General features: G+C 61.0%; 14 protein-coding genes. 3 read left to right on the plus strand and 11 right to left on the minus strand.

The annotated features are described in order from the left end of the window. Positions 1 to 24: 24 nt before the first annotated feature. From pepN to CAF87_RS22180, 6 genes are read right to left on the minus strand one after another with little or no spacing between them, the layout of a single operon-like run. Positions 25 to 2,682, minus strand: coding sequence for an aminopeptidase N (gene pepN / locus CAF87_RS22155; protein ID WP_085733059.1), 2,658 nt, complete (start codon positions 2,680 to 2,682; stop codon positions 25 to 27). 10 nt (positions 2,683 to 2,692) lie between these two features. After that, complete coding sequence (locus CAF87_RS22160) at positions 2,693 to 3,523, minus strand: DUF2797 domain-containing protein (protein WP_085733060.1); 831 nt, start codon at positions 3,521 to 3,523, stop codon at positions 2,693 to 2,695. Beyond that, a complete protein-coding gene (locus tag CAF87_RS22165) occupies positions 3,520 to 3,780 on the minus strand; it encodes a YeaC family protein (RefSeq protein WP_085698878.1) in 261 nt (86 codons plus the stop codon). The genes CAF87_RS22160 and CAF87_RS22165 overlap by 4 nt, the downstream gene beginning before the upstream one ends. Positions 3,781 to 3,809: 29 nt before the next feature. Further along, positions 3,810 to 4,679 (minus strand): rhomboid family intramembrane serine protease, encoded by an 870-nt coding sequence (locus tag CAF87_RS22170; protein WP_085733061.1) that lies wholly within the window; start codon positions 4,677 to 4,679, stop codon positions 3,810 to 3,812. Beyond that, on the minus strand, positions 4,676 to 5,650 hold the full coding sequence (locus tag CAF87_RS22175; RefSeq protein ID WP_371850986.1) for a metallophosphoesterase: 975 nt from the start codon (positions 5,648 to 5,650) through the stop codon (positions 4,676 to 4,678). Before CAF87_RS22175 ends, CAF87_RS22170 begins: the two co-directional genes overlap by 4 nt. Further along, complete coding sequence (locus CAF87_RS22180; RefSeq protein WP_085733063.1) at positions 5,647 to 6,537, minus strand: NAD(+) kinase; 891 nt, start codon at positions 6,535 to 6,537, stop codon at positions 5,647 to 5,649. Before CAF87_RS22180 ends, CAF87_RS22175 begins: the two co-directional genes overlap by 4 nt. 115 nt (positions 6,538 to 6,652) lie before the next feature. On the opposite strand from CAF87_RS22180, the gene CAF87_RS22185 reads away from it, so the two are divergent. Next, positions 6,653 to 7,603, plus strand: coding sequence for a DUF1853 family protein (locus CAF87_RS22185; RefSeq protein ID WP_085733064.1), 951 nt, complete (start codon positions 6,653 to 6,655; stop codon positions 7,601 to 7,603). Here the strand turns inward: CAF87_RS22185 and CAF87_RS22190 are convergent. Continuing rightward, positions 7,600 to 8,883: an arsenic transporter gene (locus CAF87_RS22190; RefSeq protein WP_085733065.1), complete on the minus strand. Its 1,284-nt coding sequence runs from the start codon at positions 8,881 to 8,883 to the stop codon at positions 7,600 to 7,602. The two genes, CAF87_RS22185 and CAF87_RS22190, sit on opposite strands and share 4 nt — an antisense overlap. 99 nt (positions 8,884 to 8,982) lie before the next feature. Beyond that, on the minus strand, positions 8,983 to 9,540 hold the full coding sequence (locus CAF87_RS22195; protein WP_085708589.1) for an NADPH-dependent FMN reductase: 558 nt from the start codon (positions 9,538 to 9,540) through the stop codon (positions 8,983 to 8,985). A gap of 185 nt (positions 9,541 to 9,725) precedes the next feature. Here CAF87_RS22195 and CAF87_RS22200 point away from each other — a divergent pair, with 185 nt between their 5' ends. Both CAF87_RS22200 and CAF87_RS22205 read left to right on the plus strand, forming a co-directional pair. Further along, positions 9,726 to 9,962 (plus strand): hypothetical protein, encoded by a 237-nt coding sequence (locus CAF87_RS22200; protein ID WP_085733066.1) that lies wholly within the window; start codon positions 9,726 to 9,728, stop codon positions 9,960 to 9,962. 85 nt (positions 9,963 to 10,047) lie between these two features. Further along, complete coding sequence (locus tag CAF87_RS22205; protein WP_085733067.1) at positions 10,048 to 10,941, plus strand: LysR family transcriptional regulator; 894 nt, start codon at positions 10,048 to 10,050, stop codon at positions 10,939 to 10,941. Here CAF87_RS22205 and CAF87_RS22210 read toward each other — a convergent pair. The 3 genes from CAF87_RS22210 to dnaQ form a co-directional block, all read right to left on the minus strand. Then, positions 10,907 to 11,521, minus strand: coding sequence for a GNAT family N-acetyltransferase (locus CAF87_RS22210; RefSeq protein WP_085733068.1), 615 nt, complete (start codon positions 11,519 to 11,521; stop codon positions 10,907 to 10,909). The two genes, CAF87_RS22205 and CAF87_RS22210, sit on opposite strands and share 35 nt — an antisense overlap. 14 nt (positions 11,522 to 11,535) lie before the next feature. Further along, complete coding sequence (locus CAF87_RS22215) at positions 11,536 to 13,791, minus strand: Orn/Lys/Arg decarboxylase N-terminal domain-containing protein (protein WP_085733069.1); 2,256 nt, start codon at positions 13,789 to 13,791, stop codon at positions 11,536 to 11,538. A gap of 154 nt (positions 13,792 to 13,945) precedes the next feature. Then, positions 13,946 to 14,704 (minus strand): DNA polymerase III subunit epsilon, encoded by a 759-nt coding sequence (gene dnaQ, locus CAF87_RS22220; RefSeq protein ID WP_085733070.1) that lies wholly within the window; start codon positions 14,702 to 14,704, stop codon positions 13,946 to 13,948. Positions 14,705 to 14,802 lie beyond the last annotated feature (98 nt).

Raw genomic sequence — 14,802 nt, forward strand, 5'->3', positions numbered from 1 at the left:
GTTTTTTATTGCCCTGAAAAGACTTCAGGCAAGGCTTTTGCTGACTACCTCATACACATCGCTGGACAACTGCCCCGACGCCAGAATCCGCTCCAGCTCCGCTTTCATCAACGCCTGACGAGCGCTGTCGTATTTACGCCAGCGAGTCAGCGGCGCCAATTGGCGCGAAGCAATCTGCGGGTTGAAGCCGTTCAACTCGATCACCAGATCCGCAAGGAAGCGATAGCCCGAACCATCCGCCGCGTGGAAGTTGATCAGGTTCTGCCCGGCGAACGCACCGACCAGCGCACGCACCTTGTTCGGGTTCTTGAGGTTGAACGCCGGGTGCTGCATCAGCGCTTTGACCCGTGCCAGACCGCCCGGCAAGGTGCTGCCGGCCTGCACGCTGAACCACTGATCCATGACCAGCGGATTGTCCTTGAAGTGCTCGGCGAAACTGGCAAGCGCCTTGGCCTTTTCGTCTTCGAACGGCGAGTTGACCAGCACCGCCAGCGCGGTGAGGCGCTCGGTCATGTTGTCACAGGCGTCGAACTGTTCCAGCGTTGCCGCCAGCACTTCCGGCTTGCCGCTGAGCATCAGGTACGACAGCGCGATGTTCTGCAGCGCGCGACGGGCGAAATGCTCGGCTTCGGCCACGTACGGGGTCTTTTTAGACAGCTCGCGGTTGGCCTGATAACGCTGCCACAGTGCATCGAACAGGTTGTCCGCCAGTTGCTGGCGGGCAAATTCACGGGCGGTGTGGATTGCATCCACGTCGGCAACTTCGCTGATCTCGGTCAAGTAGGCTTCGCTCGGCAGCGAGAGCATTTCCGCGACCATCGCCTGATCCAGTGTCTGGTCAGCCAGCACGGTGCGCAGGGCCGAAATCAGTCGCGGGTCGAGCACCAGGCTTTCGCCCTTCTGCTGCTGGCCGATCAGTTCCTGCAACACCTGCACCGACAATTGCTGGCCTGCATCCCAGCGGTTGAAACCGTCAGTGTCGTGCTGCATCAGGAACATCAGCTGATCACGGTTGTACGGGAAGCTCAGTTTCACCGGTGCCGAGAAACCACGCAGCAAGGACGGCAGCGGTTGTTCGGCGATATCGACGAAGGTGAAGGTCTGTTTGGCTTCGGTCACCGAGATCACTCGGGTAGTGCCTTGCGCAGCGGCTTCGCCGGCCAGACGCAGGGCGATCTCGTTACCCTGGCTGTCGAGCAGGCCCAGCTCCACCGGGATCACGAACGGCAGTTTTTCAACCTTGTCCGGGGTTTCCGGGCAGCTCTGGCGGAAGGTCAGGCTGTAGGTTTTCGCGGCGGCATCGTAAGACTCGCTCACCGCCAGACGCGGTGTACCGGCCTGGCTGTACCAGCGTTTGAACTGGGTCAGGTCGACGCCGTTAGCATCTTCCATGGCCTTGATGAAGTCGTCGCAGGTCACGGCCTGGCCGTCGTGGCGTTCGAAGTACAGGTCGCTGCCCTTGCGGAAGCCTTCGGCGCCCAGCAGGGTGTGGATCATGCCGACAACTTCCGAACCCTTTTCGTACACGGTCAGGGTGTAGAAGTTGGAAATCTCGATGAAGCTGTCCGGGCGCACGGCATGGGCCATCGGGCCGGCATCTTCGGCGAACTGGTGGGTACGCAGGTACGCCACGTCCTGAATGCGCTTGACCGTGGCCGAGTTCATGTCGGAAGAGAAACCAGCGTCGCGGAACACCGTGAAGCCTTCCTTGAGCGACAACTGGAACCAGTCGCGGCAGGTCACGCGGTTGCCCGACCAGTTGTGGAAGTATTCGTGGGCGACGATCGCTTCAACGCGCTGGTGCGCGGCGTCGGTGGCGGTTTCGGCGCGGGCCAGCACGGCGCTGGAGTTGAAGATGTTTAGGCCCTTGTTCTCCATGGCGCCCATGTTGAAGTCGTTCACCGCGACGATCATGAAGATGTCCAGATCGTACTCGCGACCGTAGACCTCTTCATCCCAGCGCATGGACTTCTTCAGGCTGTTCATGGCGTGCTGGCACTTGTCGATGTTTTCCGGCTCGACGTAAATGCGCAGCGCCACGTTGCGTTCGGTCATGGTGGTGAAAGAGTCTTCAACGCACCACAAGTCACCGGCCACCAGTGCAAACAGGTAGGCCGGCTTCATGAACGGGTCTTCCCAGGTCGCCCAGTGCCGGCCGTCTTCGCCGGGGCCGCTGGCGATCGGGTTGCCGTTGGACAGCAGCACCGGATAGCTGTGCTGCTCGGCGACCACCGTGGTGGTGAACTTGCTCATCACGTCCGGGCGGTCGAGGTAATAGGTGATCTTGCGGAAGCCTTCGGCCTCGCACTGGGTGCAGAACATCGTGCCGGACTTGTACAGGCCCTCCAGCGCAGTGTTGGTTTCCGGGTGAATGCGGACGCTGGTGTCGACCGTGAAGGTTTCGCTCTTCGGCTGCAGGGTCAGGTGATTCTCGGTCAACTGGTAGTCGGCGGCGCTCAGTTCCTGGTCGGCCAGGGTCACCGAGAGCAATTCCAGCTGCTGGCCATCGAGCACCAGCGGCGGCAGGCCCGGGCCACGGGCCGGGTTACGGCGCATCACCAGTTGCGCGTGGACCAGACTGTGGTCCTCGAACAACTCGAAGGTCAGGTGTGTTTCATCGATCAGGTACTCGGGCGCCTGATAGTCCTTCAGGTAAATCATCTTCGGTTGTTCGGTGCGCATGCTGAAGTCCTTATTGATGCACGGCGAGCTGATAGGCCGTGTACTTGCGAATGTTGATCACGCCGGTGTCGAAGATCAGGTACTGGCCCTTGATCCCCAGCAGCGTGCCTTCGGCAATCGGGTTCTTGTCCAGGTTGAAGCTGACGATCTTGGCCGGGTACTGCTCGACCGGGTAACGGATTTCCAGCGGCTCGACGTCGGTGACTGGTTGAATCGCCTGCAGGCCGAAACGTTCCTGCAAGCCCTGCAAACCTTCGGCGCAACTGTCGAACAGCTGATCGCGCACCTGCGCCAGATCCACCGTCGCCGCATCGCCCTTGAGCAGCGCACGCCAGTTGGTCTTGTCCGCCACCTGACTGCGGAACAGGTCTTCGACGAAACCGGACTGCTGGCGAGTGGCAACGCGCATGATCGGCAGCGCCTGACTCGCGCCCTGATCGAGCCAGCGGGTCGGCAGTTGAGTCGCACGGGTAATGCCGACCTTGATCCCCGACGAATTGGCCAGGTAGACGACGTGGTCGGTCATGCAGAACTTCTCGCCCCACTCCGGTTCCCGGCAGGTACCGGCGTCGAAGTGGCAGCGCTCCGGGCTCATGATGCACACGTCGCACTGGGCCAGCCTGGTCATGCACGGGTAGCAGTAACCCTGACTGAAACTGGTCTTGGTCTTGCGCCCGCAATGGGTGCAGTGAATCGCCCCCAGGTATTCCAGACGCACCGTGGTGCCGATCAACGGGTTGACCGGCACCTCGACGTCATCCAGACGAAACGCGTATTGCACGTTCGGCCCGTCCAGGCGCGCCGACATTTTGCTGATTGCTCCGCGGCCAATCTCGATCAATGGATGGCGTCCGACTTGAACAGGATGTTCGGCACTTCGATCGACTTCGACGCACACTCCTGCGGGCCCATGTAACCGGTGCGCTCTTCTTCGGGCAGGTTCTGGATTTCCCAGGCGATCATCGCCTGAAGCGACAGCTCGCGCTGTTCGGCGGTAAGCTTGCCACCGTCGGACCATTTGCCGATCTCTACGGCCAGTTTCAGGCTCTGGTAGATATCCGGGGTGATGTTCTTGATCAGGTCGTTAAAAGAGGACATCAGGGTCTCCGTGCTCTTTATTCAAAAATTCAGGCGGCCAGTTTACGGCGGTTGTACAAACCGCCCAACAAACCGGTGAAGCATCCGATGAGTAACCCGCCGACGTGGGCGGCATTGGCGATCTGGCCGAAGCCGATCATCGAGATCAGCCCGGACATGCACACCAGCAACCACACCAGCATCATCACCAGCACGCCGCGCGGCAGACGATAAGCCGGGTTCGGCGCCAGCAACTGGAAGATCCAGCAGTGACCTAGCAACCCGTAAAGGACGCCGGACAGACCGCCGAACAGGCTCGGACCGCTCCAGGCAAACTGCGCGTAGTTGGACACCAGGCTGAACAGCAACGTCAGGCCGATCAGGTTGATGCTGCCCTGACGCGACTCGATACGCCGCCCCAGTTCCCAGTACCACATGCCGTTCATGGCCAGGTGCAGGATGCCGAAGTGAATCAGCATCGGCGTGAATAGTCGCCACCACTGCCCCGCCGCCAGGCTGTCGGCCAGCGAGGTGAAATGGATGTAGTCGCCGACCACGCGGAAATCGAGGAAAGTCAGCCAGCGCATGGTGTCGAGGTTGTCGCCCAGATACGTCAGGCCGCCCACCAGCAGGCTCAGCAACAGGATGAACCCGGTGGCCTTGGCATGTTTCAACTGCTCGGCGAAGCTCGGCCGCTTGAAGGTCGGCGCCACCGGAATATCCAGTTGCTGATCCGGATCACCCGCCGGGAAGCGCTCGTACAGTGAACGCACGTCTTCGCTGATTTCCGACGGTACCCACAGCACCTGCTCGCCCGATTCTTCGCTGACGCGGTGAGGCACTTGCATGCGTTGCAGCAGTTTGACGAAACCGCTCAGGTCGGCCGCCAATGGCAGACGCAATACTGCTACCGCGCTCATCGCAGCACCTCCGGCCGCTCGACGTCGACCCAGACAAATTTATGCGGATCCAGGCGGGTTTCCTGATCCAGACGATAAGCGACCAGTTTGCCGTAGAGCACGGCGCTGTAATCCAGGCACGCAAGGTTCGGTCGGATCGGCGCCGGTTTGCCGCTGCGCCAGTAGTGGCCGACGAACAGCAACGGCTCATCGACGCCGTAGCGCAGCAGGGAATTCTTTTCGCTGGAGGTCAGCGGCTTCTGCGCCACCGGCTCCGGCAAGGCGTCGGGCTGGAACACAATGTCGCCGTAAGTCTGCGGATCGTCCTCCCAGAACTTGGTGCGGAAGAACGAACGCACCAGACCGTCGCCGCTGGTCATGGTCAGGCCATCGGGCAGACGCATGTCGGTACCGCGCAACAGGCGATCGAATACCGTGCAGGCAAAGCTGCCCGGTACGGCGGAAGCCTGAAGGAAATGCTCATCGATACAGCCATCGGGGAACAACCCGCGTAACGGTTCGATCAGGCCGGCATCCCAGCAGGCATGCACGACCCGGAAGCGTCCGGCATCGACGAACAGCGGTAATTCATAGAACCAGTGCTGGAAGTCGTGCCAGTCGCCGGGATGGTCTTCGAACTGAGTTAGTGTTTCGTGCAGCAGACGGGCATGGCGCGGCGTGTGTTCACGCACGAACTGCTTGCCGCTGCCCGGAGGCGCCGGCGTGCTCCAGCCCAGCGCGTTGAACTCGTGGTTGCCCATGATGCACAGCGCCTGCCCGGCCTCGACCATGTCGTGGACGATGTGCAGCGCCTCGCGAATCCGCGGGCCACGGTCGATGATGTCACCGACGAACACCGCCATACGCGAGGGGTGCCGCCAGACGCCTGCCTGTTTGTGAAAGCCGAGCCGGTCGAGCAGGTGCTCAAGGGTCAGAGCGCAACCGTGCACGTCACCGATCAGGTCGTAACCACGCGCGGGATCGAGCATCACTCGCCTCCACCCCCCAAGCGGCTGCCCCAGCCGAGCTTGGTACGGCACACTTCGTAATAGTTGTGGTCGAGTGGATGGATCAGTCGCAGCTTCTGCGCTTTCTTGCTGACCGTGATGGTGTCGCCCGGCGCGCAGGTGAAGTGGTTCTGCCCGTCACAGGAAACTTGCGGGTAAATCTGCATATCTTTGGACACGACGATTTTCAGCTCACTGTTGCCATCGACCACAATCGGCCTGCTGGACAACATATGGGGATACATCGGCACGATCACAATGGCATCGAGCTTGGGATGCATGATCGGGCCACCGGCCGACAGCGCATACGCCGTGGAACCGGTCGGCGTGGCGACGATCAGGCCGTCGGCTTTCTGGCTGCAGACGAACTGCCCGTCGATGTACAGCTCGAATTCGATCATCCGCGTCGACTTGCCAGGGTGCAGCACCACGTCGTTCAACGCGTCGCCCTGGCCGATGGCTTCGCCGTGGCGGCGGACTTCGGCCTGCAGCAGGAAGCGGTTTTCCACCAGATAATGGCCGTCGAGCACCTTGGCGACTTCGACTTCCAGCTCATCGGGACGTATATCGGTCAGAAAGCCCAGGCTGCCACGGTTGATGCCCAGTACCGGAATATTGTGTTTGGCCAGCGCCCGGGCGGCGCCGAGCAGGCTGCCGTCACCGCCGACGACGATGACCATGTCGCACACTTCGCCGAGCATCTTGCGCGAGGAGGTTTGCAGGCCGTGGCCTGGCAGGACTTCGGCGATCGTGTCTTCGAGGATCACGTGCAGGTGACGATCGAGCAGAAACCGTTTCAGTCGGCGGACGGTATCCAGCACCTGGGAACTGCCCAGGCGACCGATGATGCCGATATTACGAAATTGCTCCATGGGACTCCTGCGAGGGGCTGCAACGGCGAAAACGACGATTATGGGCGAAAGCGCCGGATAGACAAAATCCTTTCAGCACCGAGGGTGCGACCGTGTTTGAGGCTATGCTCGCAAGATGATCCTATTTCCCGACTTGCTCCGATTGCCCCACCAATTACGTCACCCGGAGGTGCGCGATCTGGCGTGGGTGATCCTCGCCCCGCCGATGCTCGCCGCCACGCCGTGGCCGCAACGTCATCCGTTGGCGGGCAGCGACTGGGTGCGCGATCCCGAACGGCTGGTGCATTGGCTGCACGACCTCGACCGTGACAGCTACGGCCTGCTCCACTGGCTGTCCCAGGCCCGCACCCGGCGTCTGGGCCTGTATTACGAACGGCTCTGGCAGTTTGCCGTGGAGCATGCGCCGGGCATCGAACTGATCGCAGCCAACCTGCCGATCCGCCGTGAAGGCCACACCCTCGGCGAGCTCGACATGTTGCTGCGCGACCGCGACGGTGTGCATCACCTGGAGCTGGCAATCAAGCTCTACCTCGGCCCGCAGAACGGCGACGGCCGTGATCCGGCGCAGTGGCTCGGCCCCGGCTGCCATGATCGCCTGGACCGCAAACTGGCCCACCTGAGCGAACACCAGTTGCCGATTTCCGCGCGCCCGGAAAGCCGCGAGGCCCTGGCGGCGCTGGATGTCGGAACGTTCAGTGCGCAGTTGTGGCTGGGCGGTTATCTGCTGTATCCATGGCCCGGGCAATCCGAACCACCGAGCGGCGCCCACCCACAGCATTTGCGCGGTAGTTGGTTGCATCAAAAGGATTGGCCGGCGTTTGTCGCCCAGCGCCCGGCCGGACGCTGGCAACCCCTGCCCCGCCATGCGTGGCTGGCGCCAGCGCATTACCCGGCGGATCAGACCTGGAGTCACGAGCATTTACAGGCCTGGCTCGATGAACTTGAACCCCTGGCCCCGGCACAACTGATGGTGCGCCTGACCGAAAATGCCCGGGGTGACTGGGAAGAGGCCGAGCGGTTGTTTCTGGTTTCGGATCTGTGGCCGAACGTGCCCGGGCAGAGTTAGACGCTCAGTCGCACCGCCAGCGCGGCCAGGGTCACCAGCAACACCGGCACCGTCAGCACAATCCCGACCCTGAAGTAATAGCCCCAGCCGATCCGGATGTCCTTGCGTTCCAGCACATGCAGCCAGAGCAAGGTCGCCAGACTGCCGATCGGGGTGATCTTGGGCCCCAGGTCGCTGCCGATCACGTTGGCGTAGATCATCGCCTCCTTCACGACACCGGTCGCCTGGCTGGCATCGATCGACAGCAGCCCGATCAGCACTGTCGGCAGGTTGTTCATGATCGACGACAACAGCGCCGTCAGCACGCCGGTGCCCATGGCCGCTCCCCACACGCCATACCCGGCAAAAGCATCCAGCCAGCCGGCCAGATGATCCGTCAGCCCGGCATTGCGCAGTCCGTAGACCACCAGATACATGCCCAGAGAGAAAATCACGATCTGCCACGGTGCCTCTTTCATCACTTTGCGCGTAGAGATTTTGTGCCCACGGGCGGCGATGCCCAGCAACAACGCCGCGCAAACGGCCGAGATCGCACTGATCGGAATGCCCAGCGGCTCCAGGGCAAAACAGCCCACCAGCAGAATCAGCAACACTGCCCAACCGGCGTAGAACGTGGCCTTGTCGTGAATCGCCGTCTCCGGATGCTCAAGCTGTTCGGGGTCGTAGTCTTTCGGAATATCGCGCCGGAAGAACCACAGCAACACCGCCAACGTGGCGGCGACGCTGACAAAGTTCACCGGCACCATCACTGCCGCATAGCGGTTGAAACCGATGTGAAAGAAGTCGGCCGAGACGATGTTGACCAGATTCGACACCACCAGCGGCAGGCTCGCGGTGTCGGCGATGAACCCAGCGCCCATGACGAACGCCAGGGTCGCCGCCGGGGAAAAACGCAGCGCCAGCAGCATGGAGATCACGATGGGCGTGAGGATCAGCGCCGCGCCGTCATTGGCAAACAACGCCGACACCAGCGCACCGAGCAGCACCATGAAGGCAAACAGCTTGCGCCCGCTGCCCCGCCCCCACCGCGCCACGTGCAACGCAGCCCAGGCAAAGAAACCCGCCTCGTCGAGCAACAAGCTGATGATGATCAGCGCCACAAAAGTGCCGGTGGCGTTCCAGATGATCTGCCACACCAGCGGAATATCGCTCAGGTGCACCACGCCAAAAAGCAGCGCGACGATGGCGCCGAGCGTTGCACTCCAGCCGACCCCGAGGCCTTTGGGTTGCCAGATCACCAGAGTAATGGTCAGCAGGAAAATCAGTGACGCAGCGAGCATTCGCGACAGCCTTCAATAAAAGGGAAAGAATCAGACCACAAAAAAACCCGTGGGAGCCAGCTCCCACAGGTTCGTTATGTTGTCAGAAAAATCAGTGGATCACTTCTTATGCTGCGCTACCCACTCGCCATAGGCATTGATGAAGCTCTGCAGGAACGGTTTGACCGACTCGTTCAGCTTGCCCGACTCATCGAACGCCGTACCGGCGCCACCGAGGTAGGCTTCCGGCTGTTGCATGCACGGCACGTTGAGGAAAACGAAAGACTGGCGCAAATGCTGGTTGGCGCCAAAGCCACCGATGGCACCCGGCGAAACGCTGATCACTGCGCCCGGCTTGCCGCCCCAGACACTCTTGCCATATGGCCGCGAGCCGACGTCAATCGCGTTCTTCAACGGTGCCGGCACCGAACGGTTGTACTCCGGAGTAACAAACAGCACCGCGTCGGATGAGCCCACTTTTTGCCGAAAAGTGCTGTAGGCTGCCGGCGGTGAATCGCCGTCGATGTCTTCGTTATAGAGTGGCAGATCGCCAATTTCCACAATGTTCAGCTTGAGGTTGGCCGGTGCCAGTTCCGCCAGCGCCAGCGCGACTTTGCGATTGATCGAAGCTTTACGCAGGCTGCCGACCACTACCGCGACGTTATAGACATTGCTCATGGGAAGACTCTCGACTGTCCGTGGGAGGAGCCTGTAGTTATAGATGATCCGACGACGATTCCACCAGACGACGAGGGATATTTCCCGCGTCCGGATTATTTTTTTCCTGTAGGAAAACTTACCAAGCTCGATGACGGTCTACCAAGCCGCAAATCAAGCGTTTTATCTCCAGAGGTTCTAAGCAGATGGCAGCAGTACTCGTCGGTCAGTTCCATGCAAGAGATGCGGAAGGCCGCGTTTATTCCGTGCATGAGTTCCAGGAATCCAACCCGTCGGCAGACGGTTTCACCGGCATGGAGCCCGTTACAACCTACAAACTGGCGATTGGCGATCGCGTCAATAAAGTCGATGACAACGAGTTCCTGCTGGTTCAGTCGGGCATCACGTTGATTCGCGAACCCGAGCCGACTGTCGCTTCATAACCGATTGTTATGAGCAGAAGTCATCCGCGCCGAGTTGGGGTAGGATTCAGCCACTGCCCCCAACGGCCGGACATGGACTTCACGCATGCGTTTACGTCATATAGAGGTGATTCAGGCGCTTTTACAGACGGGTCACGTGGGCACCGCCGCCGAATGGCTGCAACTGCCGGCGGGCGATGTCGAAGAGCGACTGCGCGAAGCCGAGAGTCAGTTGGGGTTCATGCTGTTCGCCAGCGTGCGCGGGCGGCTTCAGGCCACGACTGAAGCCCGTGCGTTGCAAGTTGAAATCGCCCACATCTATGACGCGCTGGAACCGGTGCAACGACTGGCCAGCAGCCTCAAGCAATATCTCGCCCCACCCCTTCGAATCATCGGCACCCCGCCGCTGGCCCAGCAGCTGTTGCCGCAAAGCCTCGCCGCATTGCGCCGACGCTTGCCGGACGTGCCCTGCACGCTGCTCAGTGAACCCACCCGCCACATCGTTCGCAGTCTGTTGCTGCGCGAGAGCGATCTGGGTCTCAGCCTGCACGATCCCGAACATCCGGATATCCATTGCCAGCCGCTGGCCCAAGGCAAGCTGCAATTGCTTGCGCCCCACGGCTGGCTGCAACCGAAGCAAAAGTACATTTCACTGCAGGACCTGGCCGGACAGGCGATGGTCGGCCTCGAAGGCCAGGACCCGTTGAGCCCGGCGCTGGAGCACAAGCTTCAGGCCTTGCGCCCGGCGCCAAGCATCCAGACCCGGGTGCAGACCCACCAGATGATGCGCAGCATGGTCGAGGCCGGTGAAGGCCTGGCCATTGTCGACCCGTTCACCGCGCTGGGTGCCCGGACCAGTGGAATCGACACTTGCCCGCTGTCACCGGCGGTGCCAATCAGCCTCTATGCACTGACTTTCAAGCACACGCCGCCGACATCGGCAGTCCAGACATTGCTGGGTATCGTCACGGAACAAGCCGAGGCGATGCTGGCGAACTGACCAGGTTTTCCAGCGGATTATCGAATATTCGATACCAGAACAACGCCACTTCGGCGGTGTTCGGGTCGATCCCGCGATAACGCAAATGGTCGATACCACCGATCACATAGCCGCAACGCTCATACAGGCGACAGGCACCGAGGTTGTTGTTCTGGGTTTCAAGCATGATCCCTGGCAGTTTTTTCTTGCGGCTCCAGAACTGCGCCACGTCCAGCAATGCCTTGGCGGCACCATGTCGCCGGGCCGGCGCATGCACCGCCAGTTCATCGATATGAGCAAAACTGTTCCAGTTGGTGCTGATCACCAGATGCCCCACCGGCTGATCTTCCAGATACGCCATGAAAATCGCACTGTCGGCGGCATCGCGAAAACTGCTGAATTCCTCGGGATCGATGCCGTAGCACTTGCGGTACGGCACAATCGGCGTCACGCCCCACTGCGCGACGGGTTTGCCAATTTCGGCCGCACCATAGGCGGCGACCTCAAAACTGAAATCGCTGCCCCAGATATAGGCAGCAAAGCCGTCGTCGGCAACGCGCACCGACAGCCCTGGGTATTTTGGATTCATGACCGGTTGCATACTGGGAAACGCCCTCATTCCTTGACGCAATCGACGGTGTAGTACCGTCCATTGCCCTCATCTTCGTGTTGCAGTCCGTGCACATCGACCACGAAACCCGGAAAACTCGCATCGAACGTGCGGGCAAACTTCAGGTAATCGATGATCGACCGGGTGGATTCGGTAAAACGTTCACCGGGCATGATCAACGGAATCCCCGGTGGATACGGCACCAGCATCACCGCCGCGACACGGCCGTCCAGTTCATCGATCGGCACCGCCTCGACTTCGCCGCGCACCAGTTGATCGTAGGCATGGGCGGGTTTCATGGCGATTTCCGGCAGCACGGTGTACATGCGTTTGAGGTGTTTGGCGGTGGCGTTGCTGCGGTAACAGGCGTGAAGCTGATCGCACAGATCGCGCAGGCCCATGCCGCGATAGCGCGCCGGAGCTTCTTGGGCGACACATTTCAGACAGGTGTCGAGGCTGACATTGGCATCGTAGCTGCGCTTGAACTCCAGCAGTTCGGTCAACAGCGTGCTCCACTTGCCCTTGGTGATGCCCATCGAGAACAGCACCAGGAACGAATACAGCCCGGTTTTCTCCACCACCAGCCCGCGCTCCCAGAGAAAACGACTGACCACCGCCGCCGGAATGCCCTTGTCGCTCAGCGCGCCGCCAGCGGTCAGACCCGGCATCACCAGGGTGACCTTGATCGGATCGAGCAGCACGTAGTCGTCGCTGACCTCGCCGAAGCCGTGCCAGTCTGCCTCGGGCTTCAGCAGCCAGTCTTCAGTCTGCACCCGATCGATGCCCTCGACACCCGGCGGCTGCCAGATCGAGAACCACCAGTCATTGGCGTCGATGTGTTGTCGCAGATTGGCCAGCGCCCGACGAAAGCTCAGGGCTTCATCGAAGGTTTCCTGCAACAGCGAACGTCCGGCCGGGCCTTCCATCATGGCCGAGGCCACATCCAGCGAAGCGATGATGCTGTACTGCGGCGACGTCGAGATATGCATCATGAACGCTTCGTTGAACCGGTCGCGGTCCAGTTGCCGCGCGCCGCCGTCCTGCACATGAATCATCGAAGCCTGGCTGAACGCTGCCAGCAATTTGTGCGTGGAATGGGTAGTGAACACCAGCGGGCTGTCGTCACTGCGCGAGGTGGCCATGCCGTAGCGTCCAGCAAAAAATTCGTGGAACGCCGCGTAGGCATACCAGGCCTCGTCGAAATGCAGGACTTCGACGCTATTGCCCAGACTCTGCTTGATCAGTTCGGCGTTGTAACAGAGGCCGTCGTAGGTGGAGTTGGTGACTACGGCCAGTTTGACTTTCGGCTCCCGGCCCTTGGTCAGCGGGCTCGCATCGATCTTGGCCTGGATCGATTCGCGGCTGAATTCGCTCAGCGGAATCGGGCCGATGATTCCCAACTCGTTACGCTCCGGGCACAGGTACAGCGGAATCGCACCGGTCATGATGATCGCGTGCAACACCGACTTGTGGCAGTTGCGATCCACCAGCACCAGATCATCGCGCCCGACCATGGAATGCCAGACGATCTTGTTGGCGGTCGAGGTGCCATTGATCACGAAAAAGGTGTGATCGGCGCCGAAATTGCGCGCAGCCCTTGCTTCTGCCTCGGCCAACGGGCCGGTGTGATCGAGCAGCGAACCCAGCTCCGGCACCGACACCGACAAATCCGAACGCAGCGTGTTTTCCCCAAAGAACTGGTGAAACGCCTGTCCTACCGGGCTCTTGTGATACGCCACGCCACCGCCATGACCGGGGGTGTGCCAGGAATAGTTGGAATCGGCGGTGTGTTGCACCAAAGCCTTGAAGAACGGCGGCAGCAATCCATCCAGATACTTGCGCGCCGCCCGTGCAACCTGCCGGGCCAGAAACGGTACGGTGTCTTCGAACAGGTAAAGGATGCCACGCAACTGATTCAGTTCGGCCATGGCATCGGCCGGGGCGTTTTCCAGAGTGACCTGCTCACCCAGCGCGAAGATCGGCAGATCCGGCGCCCGCACCCGGGCCAGACCGATCAGTTCGGCCATGTTCTGCAACAAATGGGAATTGGTGCTCGCGTCTTCGGCGGCAATCAACATGCACGCCAGACCATGGTGGGTCGACGCCACCAACCGGCCCTCGGTGTAGTCCGTGGCCGAAACGATGCTGAAACCTTCCTGCTCAAGTTCACGGGCAATGCCGCGAATGCGTTCGCCGGCAACCGTGTCGGCCTTGATGTCGCGGTGGACGATCAACACCGGGAACTTCAGATCTTTGTACATGGTGCTCAGTGCCCTGAGGTGGCGGAGAGTGATCTGCCAATGTCCTCAGGGTAGAGGGTCGGAGCGGATGTGGCGAGGGTGGCCAGTTGTCAGTACTGCCAAAAACAAAGGATCGTCCGGACGTGGCCAGCTCCTTCGGACGATCCTTTTATCTTCAAGCCTGGGATTCGGCCTCCAGCAACTGAGTCCATAGCGCCGGAGCGCCAGCGGATTTGGCGATGATCTCCAGTCGTACCTGATGCTCGGCCAGCTCGGCTTCGGTGGCGCGAATGATCCGCCCCGGCTTGCGATCTGCCGGAAGACGACGGATTTCAGTGGCAGAGTTGTCCGCGCCCTCGCCCGTGCCGTTACCGTCGGAGGCATTGCCGGCCAGCGAGAGGCTGGTCTGGCCACCGGTCATGGTCAGGTAGACATCGGCGAGAATCTCCGAGTCGAGCAATGCGCCGTGCAGCTCACGGCCGGAGTTGTCGACGCCGTAGCGCTTGCACAAGGCATCAAGGCTGTTGCGCTGACCCGGGTGGCGTTCCCGGGCCATCATCAAGGTGTCGAGGATCGTGCAGTGCTGCGTGATGTCCGCGCGATCCTGCTGGCCCATCAGGGCGAATTCGTTGTTGATGAAGCCAACGTCGAACGCCGCGTTATGGATGATCAGTTGCGCGCCGTTGATGAACTCGAAGAACTCATCGGCCACTTCGGCGAAGCGCGGTTTGCCGACCAGGAATTCGTTGGTGATGCCGTGGACGCCGATCGCGCCTTCGTCACTTTCACGGTCCGGTTGCAGGTAGACGTGAAAGTGCCGCCCCGTCAGGCGCCGACCGATCAGCTCGACGCAACCGATTTCAATGATCCGGTGACCATCGGTCACCGGCATGCCGGTGGTTTCGGTATCGAGTACAACGGATCTGGTGGCCATCAGTGTTCAGCTCTCAACGGGTCAATCGTGCAAAAGCGGCGATGTTAACACGCTGGTGGCGCACGTCGCGCACCGCCGGGTGATCGGCGCTCATGCAG

The sequence above is a fragment of the Pseudomonas sp. R38(2017) genome (assembly GCF_002112395.1).
GTDB lineage: Bacteria > Pseudomonadota > Gammaproteobacteria > Pseudomonadales > Pseudomonadaceae > Aquipseudomonas.

Coding starts and splice junctions, on each gene's coding strand:
- pepN (WP_085733059.1), bottom strand. CDS start 2,682: ATGCGCACCGAACAACCGAAGATGATTTACCTGAAGGACTATCAGGCG.
- CAF87_RS22165 (WP_085698878.1), bottom strand. CDS start 3,780: ATGTCCTCTTTTAACGACCTGATCAAGAACATCACCCCGGATATCTAC.
- CAF87_RS22170 (WP_085733061.1), bottom strand. CDS start 4,679: ATGAGCGCGGTAGCAGTATTGCGTCTGCCATTGGCGGCCGACCTGAGC.
- CAF87_RS22180 (WP_085733063.1), bottom strand. CDS start 6,537: ATGGAGCAATTTCGTAATATCGGCATCATCGGTCGCCTGGGCAGTTCC.
- CAF87_RS22185 (WP_085733064.1), top strand. CDS start 6,653: ATGATCCTATTTCCCGACTTGCTCCGATTGCCCCACCAATTACGTCAC.
- CAF87_RS22190 (WP_085733065.1), bottom strand. CDS start 8,883: ATGCTCGCTGCGTCACTGATTTTCCTGCTGACCATTACTCTGGTGATC.
- CAF87_RS22195 (WP_085708589.1), bottom strand. CDS start 9,540: ATGAGCAATGTCTATAACGTCGCGGTAGTGGTCGGCAGCCTGCGTAAA.
- CAF87_RS22200 (WP_085733066.1), top strand. CDS start 9,726: ATGGCAGCAGTACTCGTCGGTCAGTTCCATGCAAGAGATGCGGAAGGC.
- CAF87_RS22205 (WP_085733067.1), top strand. CDS start 10,048: ATGCGTTTACGTCATATAGAGGTGATTCAGGCGCTTTTACAGACGGGT.
- CAF87_RS22210 (WP_085733068.1), bottom strand. CDS start 11,521: ATGCAACCGGTCATGAATCCAAAATACCCAGGGCTGTCGGTGCGCGTT.
- CAF87_RS22215 (WP_085733069.1), bottom strand. CDS start 13,791: ATGTACAAAGATCTGAAGTTCCCGGTGTTGATCGTCCACCGCGACATC.
- dnaQ (WP_085733070.1), bottom strand. CDS start 14,704: ATGGCCACCAGATCCGTTGTACTCGATACCGAAACCACCGGCATGCCG.